16 protein-coding genes and 1 pseudogene are annotated in these 18,058 nt (G+C 32.8%); 16 read left to right on the top strand and 1 reads right to left on the bottom strand.

Annotated features, from left to right (window positions below; translation table 11 throughout):
- Nucleotides 1-69 precede the first annotated feature (69 nt).
- From Q8X41_RS04265 to Q8X41_RS04190, 16 genes and pseudogenes are all read left to right on the top strand, one after another.
- On the top strand, nt 70-981 hold the full coding sequence (locus tag Q8X41_RS04265) for an ornithine carbamoyltransferase (protein ID WP_397539020.1): 912 nt from the start codon (nt 70-72) through the stop codon (nt 979-981).
- A gap of 16 nt (nt 982-997) precedes the next feature.
- A complete protein-coding gene (locus Q8X41_RS04260; protein ID WP_397539019.1) occupies nt 998-2,200 on the top strand; it encodes an ATP-grasp domain-containing protein in 1,203 nt (400 codons plus the stop codon).
- Entirely contained in the window at nt 2,188-2,679 is a 492-nt protein-coding gene (locus Q8X41_RS04255) for a hypothetical protein (protein WP_397539018.1), read from the top strand. The genes Q8X41_RS04260 and Q8X41_RS04255 overlap by 13 nt, the downstream gene beginning before the upstream one ends.
- Entirely contained in the window at nt 2,672-3,250 is a 579-nt protein-coding gene (locus Q8X41_RS04250; RefSeq protein WP_397539017.1) for a thiamine pyrophosphate-dependent enzyme, read from the top strand. Before Q8X41_RS04255 ends, Q8X41_RS04250 begins: the two co-directional genes overlap by 8 nt.
- A complete protein-coding gene (locus Q8X41_RS04245; protein WP_397539016.1) occupies nt 3,237-4,298 on the top strand; it encodes a hypothetical protein in 1,062 nt (353 codons plus the stop codon). The genes Q8X41_RS04250 and Q8X41_RS04245 overlap by 14 nt, the downstream gene beginning before the upstream one ends.
- Before the next feature lie 14 nt (nt 4,299-4,312).
- On the top strand, nt 4,313-5,560 hold the full coding sequence (locus Q8X41_RS04240) for an ATP-grasp domain-containing protein (RefSeq protein ID WP_397539015.1): 1,248 nt from the start codon (nt 4,313-4,315) through the stop codon (nt 5,558-5,560).
- Nucleotides 5,561-5,707: 147 nt separating this feature from the next.
- Nucleotides 5,708-6,052: a M20/M25/M40 family metallo-hydrolase gene (locus tag Q8X41_RS04235; RefSeq protein WP_397539014.1), complete on the top strand. Its 345-nt coding sequence runs from the start codon at nt 5,708-5,710 to the stop codon at nt 6,050-6,052.
- Between the two features lie 232 nt (nt 6,053-6,284).
- Complete coding sequence (locus tag Q8X41_RS04230; RefSeq protein ID WP_397540198.1) at nt 6,285-6,599, top strand: LLM class flavin-dependent oxidoreductase; 315 nt, start codon at nt 6,285-6,287, stop codon at nt 6,597-6,599.
- A 162-nt stretch (nt 6,600-6,761) separates the two neighbouring features.
- Nucleotides 6,762-7,091: a hypothetical protein gene (locus Q8X41_RS04225; protein WP_397539013.1), complete on the top strand. Its 330-nt coding sequence runs from the start codon at nt 6,762-6,764 to the stop codon at nt 7,089-7,091.
- Nucleotides 7,092-7,125: 34 nt separating this feature from the next.
- Nucleotides 7,126-8,010: an isocitrate lyase/phosphoenolpyruvate mutase family protein gene (locus tag Q8X41_RS04220; RefSeq protein WP_397539012.1), complete on the top strand. Its 885-nt coding sequence runs from the start codon at nt 7,126-7,128 to the stop codon at nt 8,008-8,010.
- Between the two features lie 350 nt (nt 8,011-8,360).
- A pseudogene (locus Q8X41_RS04215) lies at nt 8,361-8,519 on the top strand (DUF255 domain-containing protein); the annotation flags it as partial.
- A 35-nt stretch (nt 8,520-8,554) separates the two neighbouring features.
- Complete coding sequence (locus Q8X41_RS04210; protein ID WP_397539011.1) at nt 8,555-10,336, top strand: thioredoxin domain-containing protein; 1,782 nt, start codon at nt 8,555-8,557, stop codon at nt 10,334-10,336.
- Nucleotides 10,337-10,877: 541 nt separating this feature from the next.
- The gene (gene eis / locus Q8X41_RS04205) at nt 10,878-12,095 is read left to right on the top strand and encodes an enhanced intracellular survival protein Eis (protein WP_397539010.1); all 1,218 of its coding nucleotides are present in this window, start codon (nt 10,878-10,880) and stop codon (nt 12,093-12,095) included.
- A gap of 336 nt (nt 12,096-12,431) precedes the next feature.
- On the top strand, nt 12,432-14,306 hold the full coding sequence (locus tag Q8X41_RS04200) for a dynamin family protein (RefSeq protein ID WP_397539009.1): 1,875 nt from the start codon (nt 12,432-12,434) through the stop codon (nt 14,304-14,306).
- Nucleotides 14,307-14,640: 334 nt separating this feature from the next.
- Nucleotides 14,641-15,633 (top strand): zinc-dependent alcohol dehydrogenase family protein, encoded by a 993-nt coding sequence (locus tag Q8X41_RS04195; protein ID WP_397539008.1) that lies wholly within the window; start codon nt 14,641-14,643, stop codon nt 15,631-15,633.
- A gap of 774 nt (nt 15,634-16,407) precedes the next feature.
- Complete coding sequence (locus Q8X41_RS04190; RefSeq protein WP_397539007.1) at nt 16,408-17,412, top strand: restriction endonuclease; 1,005 nt, start codon at nt 16,408-16,410, stop codon at nt 17,410-17,412.
- A 41-nt stretch (nt 17,413-17,453) separates the two neighbouring features.
- Here Q8X41_RS04190 and Q8X41_RS04185 read toward each other — a convergent pair whose 3' ends face one another.
- Nucleotides 17,454-17,702, bottom strand: a complete 249-nt coding sequence (locus tag Q8X41_RS04185) for a hypothetical protein (RefSeq protein ID WP_397539006.1) — start codon at nt 17,700-17,702, stop codon at nt 17,454-17,456.
- Nucleotides 17,703-18,058: the final 356 nt, after the last annotated feature.

Here is an 18,058-nt window from a genome sequence, read left to right as displayed (position 1 = left end):
TTTTTCTTTATTGTATTTATATTAATAATAATGTATAATTATAAAAAAAGCAAAGGTGGTCGATGAATTATGCATTTATTAACTCTGAAAGAATTAGACGGTAAAGATATTACAGAGATAATACAAGAGGCAATTAAAATGAAGGAAAATAAAGAGGATTATTACGATATATGTAAAAATAAAGGGCTTTTATTGATGTTTCAAAAGACATCAACTAGAACTAATTTGTCTTTTCAATCTGCAATTAATCAGCTTGGTGGATACTCAGTTAACTTAGATTGGAACAGTAGTAACTTTACAATTTCACCTATTCAATATGAAACACGATATGTTTCAAGAAATTGTGATTTAATTATGGCCCGACTAAAAAAACATAAGGATTTAGAGGAATTGGCGAAATATTCAAGTGTCCCTGTTATTAATGGGTGTTGTGAAAAATATCATCCAACGCAAACTCTAGCAGATGTAATGACAATTTATGAATATAAACAAACTTTTGAAGGTGTAACTGTAACTTTCGTAGGTGTCCATAATAATGTAGTCAATACTTTAATAATTGCAGCGCTAAAATTAGGATTTAAACTAAATCTAATTACTCCAATAATCAATGATGCTGCATGGGATGATGAATTAATGGAAGAAGTAAAACAAAGCGATTTAGTAAAATCTTTTGATAGCATTGAGGAAGTTATTCAAGAAACAGATTTTATTTACACTGACACTTGGATTGATATGGAGAATTTCAATAATGAGGAGTATGCTCAGGAGAAAGATGCAAGAATTAATAAAATGATGAAGTTTCAAATTAATAAAAAGATGTTAAAAAATCATAACCCTCTAATAATGCATGATATGCCTATACATCCAGGGTTTGAAATTTCAGAAAATATTGTAGAATCGGAAAATTCTATTATATATCAGCAAGCTGAAAATCGTATGCATGTAGAAAAAGCATTAATTAATTTTCTATTAAATAGTTAAGCGAGGGATGGTTGTTTTGGAAAATGTTCTAGTTGTTATTGGTAGTAATACCAGTGTGCTTGAAAGAGCAAAAGATTTAGGATTTTATATAGTATGCGTTCAAGAGAAAAATAAGATAAAAGAGAAAGACATTTTACTTTCTGACGTAATATTCGGATTAGACTATACAAATATCTCTTTACTAGAAGAAACATTGGTCAGTTTTTCTAAACAGTATTCTATAAAAAGTGTGATTACATTCTCAGAAAAAGCATTAATACCAACTGCCTATGTAGCAGAAAAATTAGGATTAACATTAAATTCTTTAAGTACTACCGAATTACTTAAAGATAAATTTAAAATGCGTAAGTATCTGTCTGAAAAAAATTTTAGTAGCATTAAAGCCAGAATTATTAATAATGCAACGGATATCATAGAATTCACTGAAAATTTTAGTTTCCCTACAATAGTTAAACCGAAAAATGGAAGCGCAAGTGAAAATATCTTTAAAATAACGGATAAAAAAGACTTTGAACGAATTATGAAAAATAATGAGATTCGCCTGAATTCCATGTTAATAGAAGAGTACTTGGTTGGAGAAGAATATAGTGTTGAAGCTTTAAGTTTTAATGGAAACCATCAAGTATTAGGTATTACTGATAAAGTTGTAGATCATAATTTTGTTGAGCATGCTCACAGTGTGCCTACTAATTTATCAAAAAATGACCAAAAAATCATAGAAGATTATGTTAAAGACTTTTTAGATGTTGTAGGGTTGAATTTCGGTCCTAGTCATACAGAGATTATCTTAACTGAAGAAGGACCTAAAATTATCGAGTCACACAATCGACCTGGAGGAGGGGGAATTGTTCATTTAACAAAATTAGTTTCTGGAATAGATGTTGTTAAAGCCACATTAGAGTATATCAAAAAAGAAACTTTCACAATCAATTCAGAAGTATTTGGTGGAGCAGCAGTTAAGTTTTTAACCCTTGATCCCGGTGAAATCGTGTCAATGAAAACAGATACTGAAAATAATAAAAATGTTTACCGTAGCGAAATATTTGTTCAAAAGGGAGATTTAATAAAAGATCTAGAATCATCACATGATTACTCAGGATATGTTATTTGTACAGGAAGCAATCCAAATGAGGCGATTCTAAAATGTACTAATTATATAAATGAATTGGAAATAAAAATTAAAGACAAAAAAGGTGAAGTGAAAAGATGGGGGATTTAAGTTTACAGCTTTCTAATGTTATAAAAGAACATGAAATAAATTATGTCTTAACGGTACCTTGTACAATCTTAAGTAAATATTATGACGAGTCAATAACCAATACAATTTACTTAAGTAGAGAAGAAGAGGGAGTGGGACTAGCTTCTGGACTAACGGTATCAAATCAAAATGCTATTCTAATGATGCAGAACTCTGGACTTGGTAATTGTATCAATGCATTTGCTTCGCTAACGATACCTTACAAGATCGGGTTTTTAGTAATAGTCTCAATGCGGGGGGATGAGTTAGAAGATAATCCTGTTCAGATACCTATGGGTAACGCAACAAAAGCACTCATTAATTCTATTGGCTGTAAATACTACGAAATTAATAGAACGAATGATTTAACAACTACAATCAATAAGGCTTTTGAAGAAGTTAATTCAAGTGAAAAACCTATTTTTGTTTTGTTGCCAAGAAAGGAGCATCTATGTGAATAGATATGAATTATTAAACGAATTATCGAAAAAAATTGTAGACGATAGGGATATTGTAATCAGCCCATTAGGCTATACATCAAGAGAATGGTATGGAATAAATGATAGAAAAGAAAATTTTTACTTTTTAGGTTCCATGGGAATGCCCATTCCATTTGGATTAGGTGTAGCTTTATCAACAAATAAGAATGTAATTGTATTAGAGGGAGATGGCTCATGTCTAATGAATTTGGGGGCTCTTTCTACGATTGGAACGCTGCTGCCAAAAAATTTAAAGATACTAATCATGGATAATGAGAGTTACAGTTCTACAGGAGGACAGCTTTCTGCTACAGCTGCTAATACTAGTTTATTTCTAGTAGCCAAAGGATGTGGCGTTGATGATTCTATGGAAGTTAAAAATTATAGCAATCTAGATTCTATACTTGATAATTTATTTTTGGAAGGAACTAAATTTCGCTCCTTTAAGATTAGTAATAAAAAAGGAAATGCTCCTAGGATAAATATGAATGCTGATAACATAAAAGATAGATTTCAGAATTTTATGAAGGAGAGTAACTATGTTAAATATTAAGAATTTTATGCCAATAAAGTGTGCATCTTCAGATACTAGGTTGTCTGAGAACGATTTAATGGATGTATTTATTGATGAAGGAATTGGTAAAGAGGGAGATTTAATTTTAGTAGAAGCTTTAGAAGATACAGGGGCATATTCTGAGATAGAGGATTTGAACGGGAGATCGATGAAAATATTTAAAGGCCAGCGTTTTATTGGTGTATTAGGAAATAGGGAATCAAGTAAAAATATAGTAGGTGGCGTAGATAATAATGGTATTGAAATAAATGAGACTGTTATTCTAAACCTCCTAACTAACGGAGGGATAGTTGGAATTTGTTATGATTCTCCATCATATATGGGGGATGCTATGAAATTGAAATGTCTTGGATTATTAAAAAAAGAAAATAAAAAGTTGAATACATTGAGCAAACTTAAGGATGCACCAGAGAAAATAGAAAATGTACCTCCTATTATTTTAGTAGCAGGTACAGCAACAGATGCAGGTAAAACAACAATAGCTTCTAAAATAATTTCATATTTAGCAAATCATGGATTTACAGTCGCGGGTACTAAATTAGCTGGCACAGGTTGTTTAGAAGATGTTTTAGTACATAAAGATGCAGGTGCTAAATTTGTAATGGATTTTCCAGATGTCGGGTTACCATCGACATATACTTCAGAATCGAATTATCAAAAAGGTATTAGGCAATTGCTCCAGAAATTGGCTGATAAAAAAACAGATTTTATTGTTGCAGAGTTAGGGGGAGATCTAATTTGGGCAAACATCCCTACCTTATTCAAGATGGATGACGTTTTAGAATACACATCAGGTTTAGTATTAGTTTCGAGTGACGCAATTAGTACAATCGGTGCTTACAAGCTATTAGAAGAATGGGATGTTAACAAGGATATCTATGTATTTAATTCTCCATTTAAAAATAACTTAGCTAGTCAAAAGAGACTACAAAAATACCTAAATATAAATTCTTATGACTCAACAAATATTAATGATATTCATAGTGTCATAAATACATTAATCGATTCGAACAGAGTTTTGATTTAAAAGGGGAGAGAAGTATGAAAAAAAACGTAATTGCTATTATAGAAGCGGGTCAAGGAAGGGAAAATGCTTTTTTATCATTACAGAAAGCAGGATACTACATACTCTTTGTAACTCGGACTAAAACAAAAGTATCTAACTATATCGATGAAGTATTACACGTCGATACAAATTCGACTGAAGATTTGTTAAATGCTTTAATACAATATAATGAACAAAAACAGCGTATTGATTCTGTAATAACTTTGTTGGAATGGTATGTTCCAGCAACTGCAGAAGTTTGTGAAAAAATGGGGCTATTAGGAATCTCAAGAAAAACCGCTGACAATTGTAGAAATAAGCATTCTATGAGAGTGGCTTTAGATAAGCAACAGGTTCCTATCCCTCAATTCAAATTATGTACTAATAAAACGGAAGTGGAATTAGCCGTTCATGAGGTAGGTGGTTACCCTTGTATTATTAAACCTGTCGATGGCACGGGTAGTTCAAATGTTGTAAAGGTTAATAATACGGCCGAAGCCCATAAGGCTTTGGAAACTATTCAAGCAGCAAAGTATAACTCGAGAGATCAAGAATTAAAGGGAATTGTTTTAGTAGAAGAATTTGTTGATGGTAATGAATTTAGTGTAGATTCTATAACTAAAAATGGAGAGACAGAAGTCTTAGCCATTTGTGATTATCGGACAACAAATGGTCCTCACTTTGTTGAAATGGGCTATACTACCCCATCTCAATTACCAACAGAATTACAAGATAAAATAAAGCAAACTGTAAAGAGTGCAATTAAAGCTGTGGGAATAATGAATGGTGTTTCTCATTGTGAAATAAAATTAACATCTACCGGTCCTAAAGTAATCGAAATTGCTGCAAGACATGGTGGAGGTCATATTCCGGAATTAATTGAACTTACTAAAGGGATAAACTATTATGTTGAAGCAGTAAAATTATTTTGTGGCCAACAAATAGATATCTTACCAAAAAGAAAGTGTTCAGGGGCTATGCGTTTATTATTTGCAGAAAAAACAGGAACAATTAGTGAAATATCAAATTTAGATAAAGCCAGAGAAGTTACAGGTATTAAAGAAATTGTCATTTCTAAAAAAGTAGGTGATCAAGTGTCTGAAGAAATAAAAGACTATAGAGCACCGTTAGGCTATATAATTGCTACTGGCCAGACTCAAAAAGAAGCTTTAAACCAGGCTAAAACAGCAAATGAAATTTTAAATATAACATATAACCATTTTGGCTATTCAAACAGTAATTAGCCGTATGATTGACCCGCTGGAACAGGGAGTTATTACTATTGGTACTATTAATGGAAGTTCCAAAAGGAACGTGATTGCCGAAGAAGTAACATTAGGAGGCACCATACGAGCTTTAGTCCTAATACTAGAAGTGAGATTCATCAGAATGTGACAAGAATAATTAAAAATATTAGCGGTGCCTATGGAATAACACATCAATTAGATTATGAATTTGGTTATGATCCACTAATAAATAATAAATATGCGGTAGATATTCTTAAACAAACTGTTTCTGATTTGAAGAAGATACAAAAGTTAGAAATATTAAAGCCTGTTATGAGTTCTGAGGGCTTTTCATATTATCTATCTAAGTTTAGAGGATGTCTTTGGTGGATTGGAGCAAAACCAAATAAACCATATCCATTACACAGCCCTTATTTTGATATTAATGAAGATGTACTTCCTAGAGGGGTTGAAATGATGGTTAAAATTACAATCAAGTGGGAGATATAATAAACCATAAGGGGGAGGGAAATTGAAAGAAGTATTATTTCATTTTTATGCTCCTACACATGGAGATAGTATCGAAATATTGGACAATCAAAACCTGTGATTGAAGGAAGACCTGAACATATTGTGAAAATAGCTAAAAGTGCTGAGGAAAGTAGCCTTAACGGAATTCTGATACCAACAGGTCCAAGGTGTGCGGATGCTTTATTACCGCTACTAATAGTGTAGTTAATACATACGACCTGGTTTTATATCTCCTACCGATGCATCAAAAATGGCTTCTTCATTAGATGTTTTAAGCAATGGCAGAGTTTCACTAAACATCGTTTCAGGCGGATCTCCAAAAGAGCTAGGTATGGATGGAGATTTTATTGAACACGATAAGAGGTATGAAAGAACAAAAGAATTTACTGAAATCTTAAAAGGTGTGTGGAATGCCAGTAGTACCTATGATTATGAAGGACAATTTTACAAAATAATAGGTGCTAACTTCAAACCAAATCCAATTCAAAAACCCTATCCTAAACTTTACTTAGGGGGAACCATTTGAAGATGTGAAAATTCAAATCCAAAAAGTAAGGGAAAAGGCTAAAAGAAATGGCAGAAAAATAAAGTGTGGAATAAGAATAAATATTATAACAGCTTCAAGTGAGGACCTGCATGGAAGAAGGCAAAGGAATTAATTAGTCAAGTAAATGAAGAGAAAGTATCTATGTTAAAAGACTATATAACTGTCAGTGATTCAGTTTCATTGAAAAAAATTCAAAGTTTAAAAGAAAAGAAATTTGAAGATCCATGTTTCTGGACTGGAATGACTAAATATAGATCTGGTAATTCAACTGCGCTTGTTGGGTCATATGAACAGATATCTGAAAGCTTAATTAAATATATAAAGGTAGGAATTACAGAATTTATTTTTTCTTCTTCCCCACATTTAGAAACCGTTTCGGGAATTGGTAAAGAGATACTACCTTTGGTTAGAGAGAAAATCAATAATAAACAATTTTGCGCTGAAAATTGCCAATATTCAGTGTTTAAATAATTTAAGATGTATTAAATTAAGGGGGAGTATTTAAATGGGAAAATCAATAATACTTAGAAAATTACTTCAAGGTGACAATGTTTTAAAAGTTGCTGGTGCTCATGATGGTTTAAGCGCTAAAATTGCAGAGAATAAAGGGTTTGATGCGATTTGGGCAAGTGGATTAGGTATCTCCGCTGTAGAAACCGTTCCGGATGCAAGTATTTTATCAATGCAAGAGTTTTTAAATGCTGCTATTTCTATGAATCAGGCAACTGATATACCAGTTATTGCTGATTGCGATTCGGGATTTGGAAATATACCTAATGTAGTCCATATGGTCAAAAAGTATGAATCTGCAGGCATCGCGGGGGTGTGTATAGAAGATAAGGTGTTTCCAAAGTTAAATAGTTTCTTGGGCGGCAATCAACAGCGTCTTATTAGCGTAGAAGAATTTACTAGCAAAATCAGAGCTGCAAAGGGTACTCAAATTGATCCCAACTTTGTTGTAATAGCAAGGGTAGAATCACTTATTGCTGGAGAAAGTATGGAAGATGCTTTATATCGTGCTAGTTGTTATTTGGATGCAGGTGCAGATGCAATATTAATTCATTCTAAATCTAAGACTTCAGATGAAATAGAAGAATTCTCAAAAAAATGGTCAGGTGAAGTGCCTTTATTTATCGTTCCAACAATGTATCCTCATATAAGTATTAAAAATGTAGAAAAAATGGGGATAAAAGCCGTAGTTTATGCTAATCAAGCAATACGTGCTTCAGTGAAAATGATGGATTACGTATTAGGCAATATAATTGAAAAAGGTACAAGTTTAGAAATAGAGGGGGAAATAAGTAATGTAGAAGAAATATTTTCTCTTCAAAATGTAAATCAAATGAAATTAGATGAAGAGAAATTTAGTAAGTCTACTGTTCGCTCTTAATATACAACAGTTCTTGTCAGCTTTACTTCACTGCACTCAAGAATGAGAGGTTCCACATCATCTTTGAGTGCTATTTTAAAGGTTATTAGCTAAATCATATTTTACTAAGAGAAAAACCCGTCTTTATTACATACTGTTCTGTATATTGAATAGACAGTGACTTTTTATTTAGATCATCCATTTTTCTATCACCTCTGAATAATTTCAAACATGATACCAGCGGATTTTCTATATTTTAAGTCCCTGTAGAAAGTTTTAATTTTCAAAAATCTCGAATGTGCATAATTAAATAAAATTTATTATGGTTACAATTAATTTGAAGTAATTAATAAATGAAAGAGGGTGATCCAATGCCTAATACAAATAAACCCAATAGACTCATTGCGGAGACTTCGCCTTATCTATTGCAGCACGCATATAATCCTGTGAAATGGTTCCCATGGGGGGAAGAAGCCTTTATGATAGCAAGAGAAGAAGACAAACCGGTCTTCGTTTCTATTGGGTATAGTTAGGTTATTTATGTACATGTCACTGGTGTCATGTTATGGCGCATGAATCCTTTGAAGACGAAGAAGTTGCAGCGTTAATAAATGAACATTTTATCTGCATTAAAGTAGATAGAGAAGAAAGACCAGATATCGATTCGATCTATATGAATGTCTGTCAAATGATGACGGGGTCAGGTGGCTGGCCATTGAATGTCTTTTTAACACCGGATCAAATACCGTTTTATGCTGGGACTTATTTTTCAAAACATAGTAAGTATGGAAGACCTGGGATGATGGAGGTTATTCCGAATTTGGCTAAGGTTTACCATGAAGATAAGCAACAAATAGAGACAATTGGAAAGAGAGTTGTTACTGCGTTAACAGATATGGTACAGCAAGAGATATCCTCAATTCCGTCTATCAGAACAAAAGAAGCTTTCCAAAACCTACAATCTCATTTTGACGGTATATATGGAGGCTTTGGTACTGCACCGAAATTTCCAACAGCCGGTCAGATTTTATACTTACTTCGCTATTACAAAGTAACAGGAAAAGAAAATGCATTACTGATGGCTACCAAAACATTAGAGCAAATTTATCGTGGTGGAATTTATGATCATATTGGCTTTGGTTTCGCACGATATTCAACAGACCAAATTTGGTTAGTTCCTCATTTTGAAAAAATGTTGTATGATCAAGCACTGCTATTACATTGCTACACTGAAGCTTATCAAATAACAAAAAGTGAGACATTTAAGCATGTAGTTTACGATACGATTCGTTTTTTACAACGAGAAATGCACCATCCAGAAGGTGGGTTTTATAGTGCCATTGATGCTGATAGTGAAGGTGTAGAGGGAAAATATTATTTGTGGGATTACGAAGAAATTCTAGAGATTCTAGGGGATAAGCAAGGTAAAATCTATGCTGCAACCTATGATATTACACCAGAAGGGAATTTCGAAGGGAAAAACATTCCGAATTTAATTGAAACGGATTTTCAAGTATTGTCCGAGGATGAAATTGAACAATGCCGAAAAAAATTACTGCAGTATCGAGAGAAAAGAGTATATCCTCATGTAGATGATAAAATACTAACAGCTTGGAATGCATTACTGATGAGTGCTTTAGCAAAAGCAGGCGCAGTATTTGAAGAGGAATCTTTTATAAACATAGCTAAAGAGATTGATGAATTTATGCAAAAGAATTTAGTTAATGAAGAAGGTAAACTTCTTGTTAGCTACCGTGATGGAAAAGCGAAACAAAATGCGTTTATTGATGACTATGCAAACTATTTATGGGCATTAAATGAATTATATTTAGCAACAGGAAATAAAGAATACATTGACCGTGCAGAACAATTAACAAATGAAATAGTCGATCAATTTCACGATACCGAAAATGGTGGTTTTTTCTTAACCAATCATACTGCAGAGACATTAATCGTTCGTGAAAAAACAGCACTAGACAATGCCTATCCAGCAGGTAACAGTACAGCTGCAATGCAACTTTGGAGACTTGGGAAATTAACTGAAAATGAAGATTATATAAAATTAGCTGATGAAATTCTTGGTGCTTTTTCAGCAGATATTAATCGCTATCCTTCTGCAACATTATGGCTATTACAACTGATGTTGGCTCATCAAACAGAGTCGAGCGAAATTCATCTGACAAACCCAACAGATGAAATTCGTAGTGCACTTTACTCACAATATCGTCCATTTGATGTTTGGCACATAGAAGAGCAGGGTACTTTTGAATTGCAACTATGTCAAAATTATAGCTGCCAATTGGGTATAACAAATCCAACTGAAGCACTCAAAACATTGCGAAAATAATAATGATTAAAAGCAATGTGAGAATCATTCTTCAAAGTAACGCGAACATTAAATGGACTATTGTTTTATGACATATCTATTAGACAGTGTCTATGAAGTGGAGGATGGCGAGTCCTCGAAAATGCATTCGTATTTCCTTCGTGCGATGTTAATTCAGAGAGGTCCATTCATAGTCTTGAGAGAAAGTGAGTAGCGCACTGAAAAGTGAAAAATATGTAAATTTATGGTGAAAATCCAGTATAGTTATTTTCATTGAAGTGGAATTAGCGGAGACTCCTGTGGGAAAACGAGCTAGACGAGACCCCGGAGCGAGATTTTCTCTGCGACGAAGCTAGCGAAGCTATGCAGGAGCACAAGCGAGGAGGCTCGTCAGTTCGCCCAGGGAAAGCGGAGCTAATTCCACTTCAAGATAGTGCTATGAGAATTAATAAAACAATATATTTTAATTGCCTTCGATTTTTCTTGAGGCAGTTTTTTTTTGTGAAAATCTAAGACATGTGTGAGAATAGAGAAGAGAATCCTATTTAAAGGGGAAGAAAAAATGAAATCGAACTTACATATGAGAGAAATCAAGCAAACTGAGATATCACAGTCAATTGAACTATTGAATTACGTGTTTCAAGTTAACTTATCCATTAACAAAGATCGTTTATTCGTGACCGCAAAATCCACACAATTTGATGAGGGAGTAGCACTCGGCTGGTTTGACGGAGATCAACTAGTAGCACAAATTTTGAATTTGCCTTTTGAAGTAAATATTCATAATCGAATTTATAAGATGGGTGGAATCACTGCTGTTGGTACCTATCCGGAATATTCAAAGCACGGTTTAATGCATAAATTGATCTATGCAAGTCTTGAGCAAATGAAAAAAGATGGCTATCATCTTTCTTATTTGTTTCCATATTCAATTCCTTATTATCGTAAAAAAGGGTTTGAAATTATGAGTGATATTGTGGAGTATCAAATTAGAGATACCCAGATCCCACATTATGATGATATTCCAGGACAAGTACGAAGATTATCGATTACTCATGATGACATAAAAGATGTATACCATCAATTTGCTATGCGTACTCATGGTGCAATGATTAGAAATGACATCTCTTGGAATGAAAAATATCAAGAAGATTATTGGGAAGAAAAGTTTATCGATAGTGATGCCAATTTACAGGCGGCAGTTTACTACGATGAAGATGGCAATGCACTCGGTTATATGTTTTACCGTATCATGGAAGAAAACTTCTATATTGATGAGTTGATCACTATAAAGGAAGTCGCACGTAAAGCACTTTGGAATTTTGTTTACGCACATCAATCAATGGTATATAAAGTATTTGGCAAGACAACTGGAAATGAAGCCGTTGCTTTTTTGATGCAGGATAGTGAAATTAAGCAAAGTCTGTCTCCTTATTTTATGGCTCGTATCGTCGATTTGAAGGGATTCGTAGAACAATTCCCATTCTTGAGAGAAGATTTTCATATGCACTGGGCCGTGAACGATTCGTTGGCAGAATGGAATAATGGCACTTTCGAAATCATTTCAAACAAAGGTGTCATTCAAGTTCAAAAAATAAGTGATAAATTTGAAGAAAATGCAGTGCAGATGACAGTACAAACGTTAATTACGATGTTGCTTGGGTACTTGAGACCAACATACCTTCATAATATCGAAAGACTAAAAGGAGATGCAACCTCCATTGCGTTATTAGAAAATATTATTCCAACAGGTGTACCAACTTTTGTAGATTATTTCTAATAAAGTGAAACTTCCATCTGTGGGGGCTTCATCCCCACTAAAAAAGAGCTCAGTTTAATTTCGCCACGTCCTGTGGCAACAACTGAGTGTCCAACATCTTGTTGGAACGAACCAATCGGTCTTTTGCAGTTATTCTCTACGATTCTTTTCGCTTCTCTCTCAATCTTAGGGGTCTTATTGCCTATTAATGCGGGATGGAAAAAGGGAAATATAAGAATGTCATCTATATCAATAAAATACCAAAATATTTTTGCCTAAAATTAAAAAAATTAACCAACTCCTCTTCTTTTTTCATGTATACTAATGATTAAGGAGTATAAAGGAGAATTAGCGCGAATGGAAAAAGACCTAACAACGATTGACGATTTAAAAGAAGAATTACCTATTCGTTGGGCACAAGAAGAACCTGCAGAATTTTTGCAAAAATTTGTTGCGAAGCTGCAGTATTTAAATCAATTGCTTTCACAAAACTCATATGTTAGAGGTACATCAAAAGTATTAAATTACATCATAAAGGATGCAACGAGTAACACAATGGTTTTACTTGCAGGAATGACTGGAACTGGTAAAACACATTTGATCAATGCATTACTAAGAAGACCTATTATGAGTCCTAAAATCGAAGTAACGACAGCTGTCAATTCCATTATTTGTTATGGTGAAAAAGAGGAAGTTCGTGCTCATTTTTTGGATGGTCAAATCGCATCATTTGATATCTATAAAGTAGAATTGTTTACATCTTTGAATACATCGAGTGCAAAAATTTTGCGTGAAGGTCTTGATTTTATAGAAATATTTGTTCGAAACGATCTCTTGAAAATGGTCACATTAATAGATACAACTCCTCTACAGCTTTCTGGAAATGAAACAGCTTATATAAAAGAGACCATTCTTAATCGAGCAGATGATGTATTTTGGATATTTAAATATGGGCAAGAAATAGTGCCAGAAGAGATAAAATTGATTGAAAAATTAAATGGTAAAAACGTCATTCCTCTTGGCGTATTAAATGGTATTGATTTAAGCGATGTTAATGAAAACAATCCGATAATTGAATATGAGGAGCAATTATCCAAGCATGTTCGAGAAATAATCGGGGTATCTGCAAAAGATGCACTTGAATCTTTACAAGATCATGATGATGAAAAATGGCAAAAGAGCCAAATGGATTTACTTTTAAAAGAATTGGAAAAAACGGCTAATAATCATGCGAAACGTTTAGCCTATATTACAGAACGGTTCATTCACTGGCTAAAAAGATTTCAAACAGAACTTGAAATTATACAAGAAAGAGAACCTTATTATACTTCTTATTTAAACCTAAAAGAATATGTAGAAAATTTAGATGGTATGGAGCTAAGAGAAGCAGCACAAAACAAACATCTTATTGAACTGACAACACTCTATAAAAGACAAAGTATCGTCTTTAAACAAGTTAGTACGTTATATCAGCTAATCCAAGTAATCGAAGCGAAGCCTTTTAGTGAGAACCAAGATATCGTTTCTTTTAAAAACCAAGCAAAACAATATCTTTCTTCAGTAAGAGAATATCGAAAACTGTATCAAGAATATAATAATCTATATCAATTAGTTGATAAAAAGCATCAAAAAATAAATGGCATGGTTTTATTAAAACATATCTTTGGGAAACATGATGGAAATGAATATTTTAAAGAACAAATAGAAAAGTTAAATGAACAGCAACAACATATAGAAAAAAAATATCATGTACTTAAATCAGAAGAACAAGAATTATTAAATTCTTTCAAGGACGTAAAAAAAAGATTAAACCAACTCGTCCTAAATCAATTAGCATCTATTTCAAAAGACTTCTCTACAATTGAATTTCAAAGACATTCACAGAATTCAAAGATTCAAAATGCAATTATAAAACTTGAAAGTTTTGATAACATTGTAGAGGCTCAAGCATTCATCATAAAATTTGTAAATGACTATGTTTTAAAAGAAGAGTTCATTTTGACAAAAGACGAAAAGAACCAATTAGAACATACATTGCAAGTAATCAAAAATGTGAATTTTGATTATCAAACATATATCAACCAATGCCAACAAGTGAAACCATTAAGTAATGGTGAAATTCAATCGATGGTTGAAGAAAAAAATCCATTCTGTCCACTTGAAATGACTGAAGATGACGTCCGAACACAGTTTGAAGAACCACCAAAGTTAGTGGAAGTTAACAATAAGTAAGAAGATATCCATTTAAAAGCTGAACTAATGCATAAATTAGTTCAGCTTTTCTTTATCATTTAAAATATGACAGAGTTGATTAAGTATGAAAAATCTCTTAGTTTGTTATTCAACTAACATATAATCTTCTAATTATACAGTTTTTATATGTTTGCATTGCCATATTGGTGTATTCTCACATGTATAATGTTATTGTTAGGTAAAAATAAAGTTCTTTGAATTACAATAAAATTGTTTAAAATATAATAAGTTATTAATAAACATTAGTCATGTTATTCCAGTGTAATGGATCATACTGAAATAAATCTAATTTATATGAAGGAGACTTATAGTTTTGAATGCAAAATGTATTAAATTCTACGAATTTGGTAGCCCTAAAGATGTGCTAAAAGTTGAATCGAAAAGCATTGAGCTACCAAAAGATAATGAGGTCCTTGTTCGAATGCTAGCTCGTCCTATTAATCCTTCTGACTTAATACCAATAAGAGGATCATATTCTCATCGGATTTCCTTACCGAATATTCCTGGTTATGAAGGAGTTGGTATAGTCGAAGATGTGGGTCCGCTAGTTTCTAAACATCTTATCGGTAAGTGTGTTTTACCTTTGCGCGGGGAAGGTACATGGCAAGAGTTTGTTAAGACATCAGCAGAATTTGCAGTTCCTATACCGGATTCTATTGATAATTTTACAGCAGCACAAATGTATATCAATCCAATTACAGCATGGGTGGTTTGTACGGAAGTTTTAAAATTAAAACCAAATGATGTTTTATTGGTTAATGCATGTGGTTCTTCTATTGGACGCATTTTTGCTCAATTATCGAAAGTTTTAGGGTTTCGATTGATTGCAGTTACAAGAAATAATAAGTATACCGAGGATTTACTTCGTCTGGGTGCTTCTTATGTGATTGATACATCTAAAAGTCGTCTAAATGAAACGGTTATGGAACTAACGAATGGAATAGGTGCTGATGCTGCTATTGACTCTGTTGGTGGTTCTGATGGTAATGAATTAGCTTTTTGTTTACATCCTAATGGCAATTTTCTAACGATTGGTCTTTTATCTGGGATACAAGTAAATTGGAAGGATATTGTAACTAACGCTAAAGTGAATGCTAATATGTTTCATTTACGGCATTGGAACAAAAATGTTTCAGCAGATAAATGGCAAGAGACTTTTAATTGTCTGACAAAGTTGATAAATGATAAAAAATTAAGTTTGATGACGGCAGATTTTCAATACGACTTATTAAATGTAAAAAAGGCTATTGATGTTATTGAATCATCTAAAATAACAGAAGGAAAAGTGTTTTTAACAAGCCATTAAGTGAATTCTTATTGAATTAAAAGATAGCATTAGTTTCACTTAGAATTAAACAACTTTATTATCAAAAGAGATACTACAATTTAATAGTGTCTCCTTTATTTATTATAAGTAATGTACATCTTTTTATTTGTAACATTATATCTCAAATGTTTTTTAATAAGACTTATGTACAATTTCTTGTACTTAATCTTACAGAGTAGGCATCTTTTTTAGATTAAAAAGTTACAGAAAAATTATAAATTTTTACCATAAATGCGATAAATATCTCTTATGTATTTAAATGGGCAATTTCTATATAATATGGATGTAATAATAATTTAATAGAATCAATATAATAATGCAAAATTCATATAAAATATACGAACATTTAATGATATCCAATTTTGTTCATTGCAATACTTTCGAAGGTAAGTCCTTGAAAATGCATTCGCATTTCTTTAGTGCGATGTTAATTCCGTGAAGTTTATTCAGAGTCCTACATGAAAAGCTTAGATGAAAGCCTTGCACGAAAATAGTGAAGGCAGAAAAATAGATGGAAATTTATAATGAAAATCTTATATAGCTTATTTATTGATGTGGAATTAGCGAAGACTCCTGCAGGAAAGCGAGACAGGTGAGACCCCGCAACGAACGAAGTGAGCGAGGAGGCTCATCGCTCGCCTGCGGAAAGCGAAGCTAATTCCACATCATGCAGAAATCAGATAAAAAACGAAAATGGATATATGAAATTGATTCAATAGTATTGAAATTCCCATGAAATAAGAGGGTGTAAGAATGGAACATCCAACATGTACATTACATAAAGTAAACTCAGCTAAGGTGGTTTTAGATCAAAAGATTATTGTTTTTTGTCCAGAATGTGCAAAAAATAATATGGACAAAATTGTAACTTTCGAAAATCAGCAATCATTTTCGAAAGAATTTACGAAGTTAGAATTGGAGAAAAAGGTAGCCTTTTCAGAGTTTTGGAAAGGAATAGTGGTAAGTTTCTATTTAATGATAATCCCACTTGTTATTGCGATGTTTTATCCGTTCTCTTACAGTAATCAGTATATTGATCGTGTAGCCTTCATATATCAAACATACTATTTACATCCTATTAGTTATTTAGTGATTGCTTTTTTCTTTATTCTTGGACTGTTTTATATCGTGAAAGCAATAAAAAATATTTCCTTGATCCAACAGAAAAAGCAGGATCTTATTGAATCTACTAAAGAATTAACATACATTCTCAATCAATTTTTGTCGCCTAAAAGAATTGAAATCTTAAATGATTTTATCCAAGGTCTACGAAATCGATTTGACCGTGCATACTTACAGCAAACGCCAATGTCTGAAATGTCGGTTCGTGAATTACAGGTTTTTGCTATAAAATCCTTAAAGAAATTAGGGTATAAAAACATTCAAATTAATAATCATTTCGATTCATTTGGCATCCACTTTTTTGCAGAGAATAACCAGGTGAAACATGCGATTAGTGTGGTAAAAGATGAATTAATGATTACGATGGATGATGTTCATAAAATTGCTATTGGTAGGGCGTATTTTGACTGTAGCCAATGTATACTTATCACTGCATCGAAATTGACAGAAGATGCAAAACAGTTAGCAGATGAACTATATGTTGATGTTTGGAATCAAGAGAAAATGGATGAACTATCAAATAATAACATCACAGCCGAGTGGAACGAATACTTGGGAAATTACTATGACTATACTGATAGCAATTTAAGTCACTACACAAAATATGAATTACAAAGATTAAGCAAATCTTCATAGGGGAATATTAGGGAAAGGAGACGCTGTTTGGGCGCTCCTTTTTAATTTTTTGAAAATCTTTTAAATAACTGTGGCATGAAATACGCAACAATAACAGAAAACATAGCAAGAATTAAGGTTGGAATAAAAGTAGAATTTCCAAAGCTGATTGCTTTTGGTAAATGTCCACTTGTCATCCATGCTTCAGAAAGATTTGGGGTGTATAGGGTGGTAAGAAGCATGCCAGATAAGAATTGGGTTACTGTAAACAATACGACAAAACTAATGATGAATACGATAAAATTTTTCATAATATCACCTCACTTGCTTGATTATATTTACGGTTGGTTTCTTATAAGGTTTCAGAAATTTCGGTATTTAATTGAATCAATTTTATATTTCAAAGAATTGATAATAAACACGAATATTAAATGGACCATTGTCAATCAAGCGGAAGATGGCGACTCCTGCGGGAAGCGAGACAGGTAAGACCCGCAGTGAAGCACGGTACGGGCTTCCGAGGAGGCTCAACGCTCGCCCGCCGGAAAGAGCCATCTGGAGCGGGCTACTAAGTAAATACTAGAAATGAAATATTAACCAAATTATTGAACTTACGTAATTCCATTTATTTCAATGGAATATCCAAATTAATTTTTCCATCTAAATA

This window comes from Rummeliibacillus pycnus, assembly GCF_044359855.1.
Taxonomy (GTDB): Bacteria; Bacillota; Bacilli; order Bacillales_A; family Planococcaceae; genus Rummeliibacillus; species Rummeliibacillus pycnus_A.
This window is presented reverse-complemented; position numbering and strand designations above follow the sequence as displayed.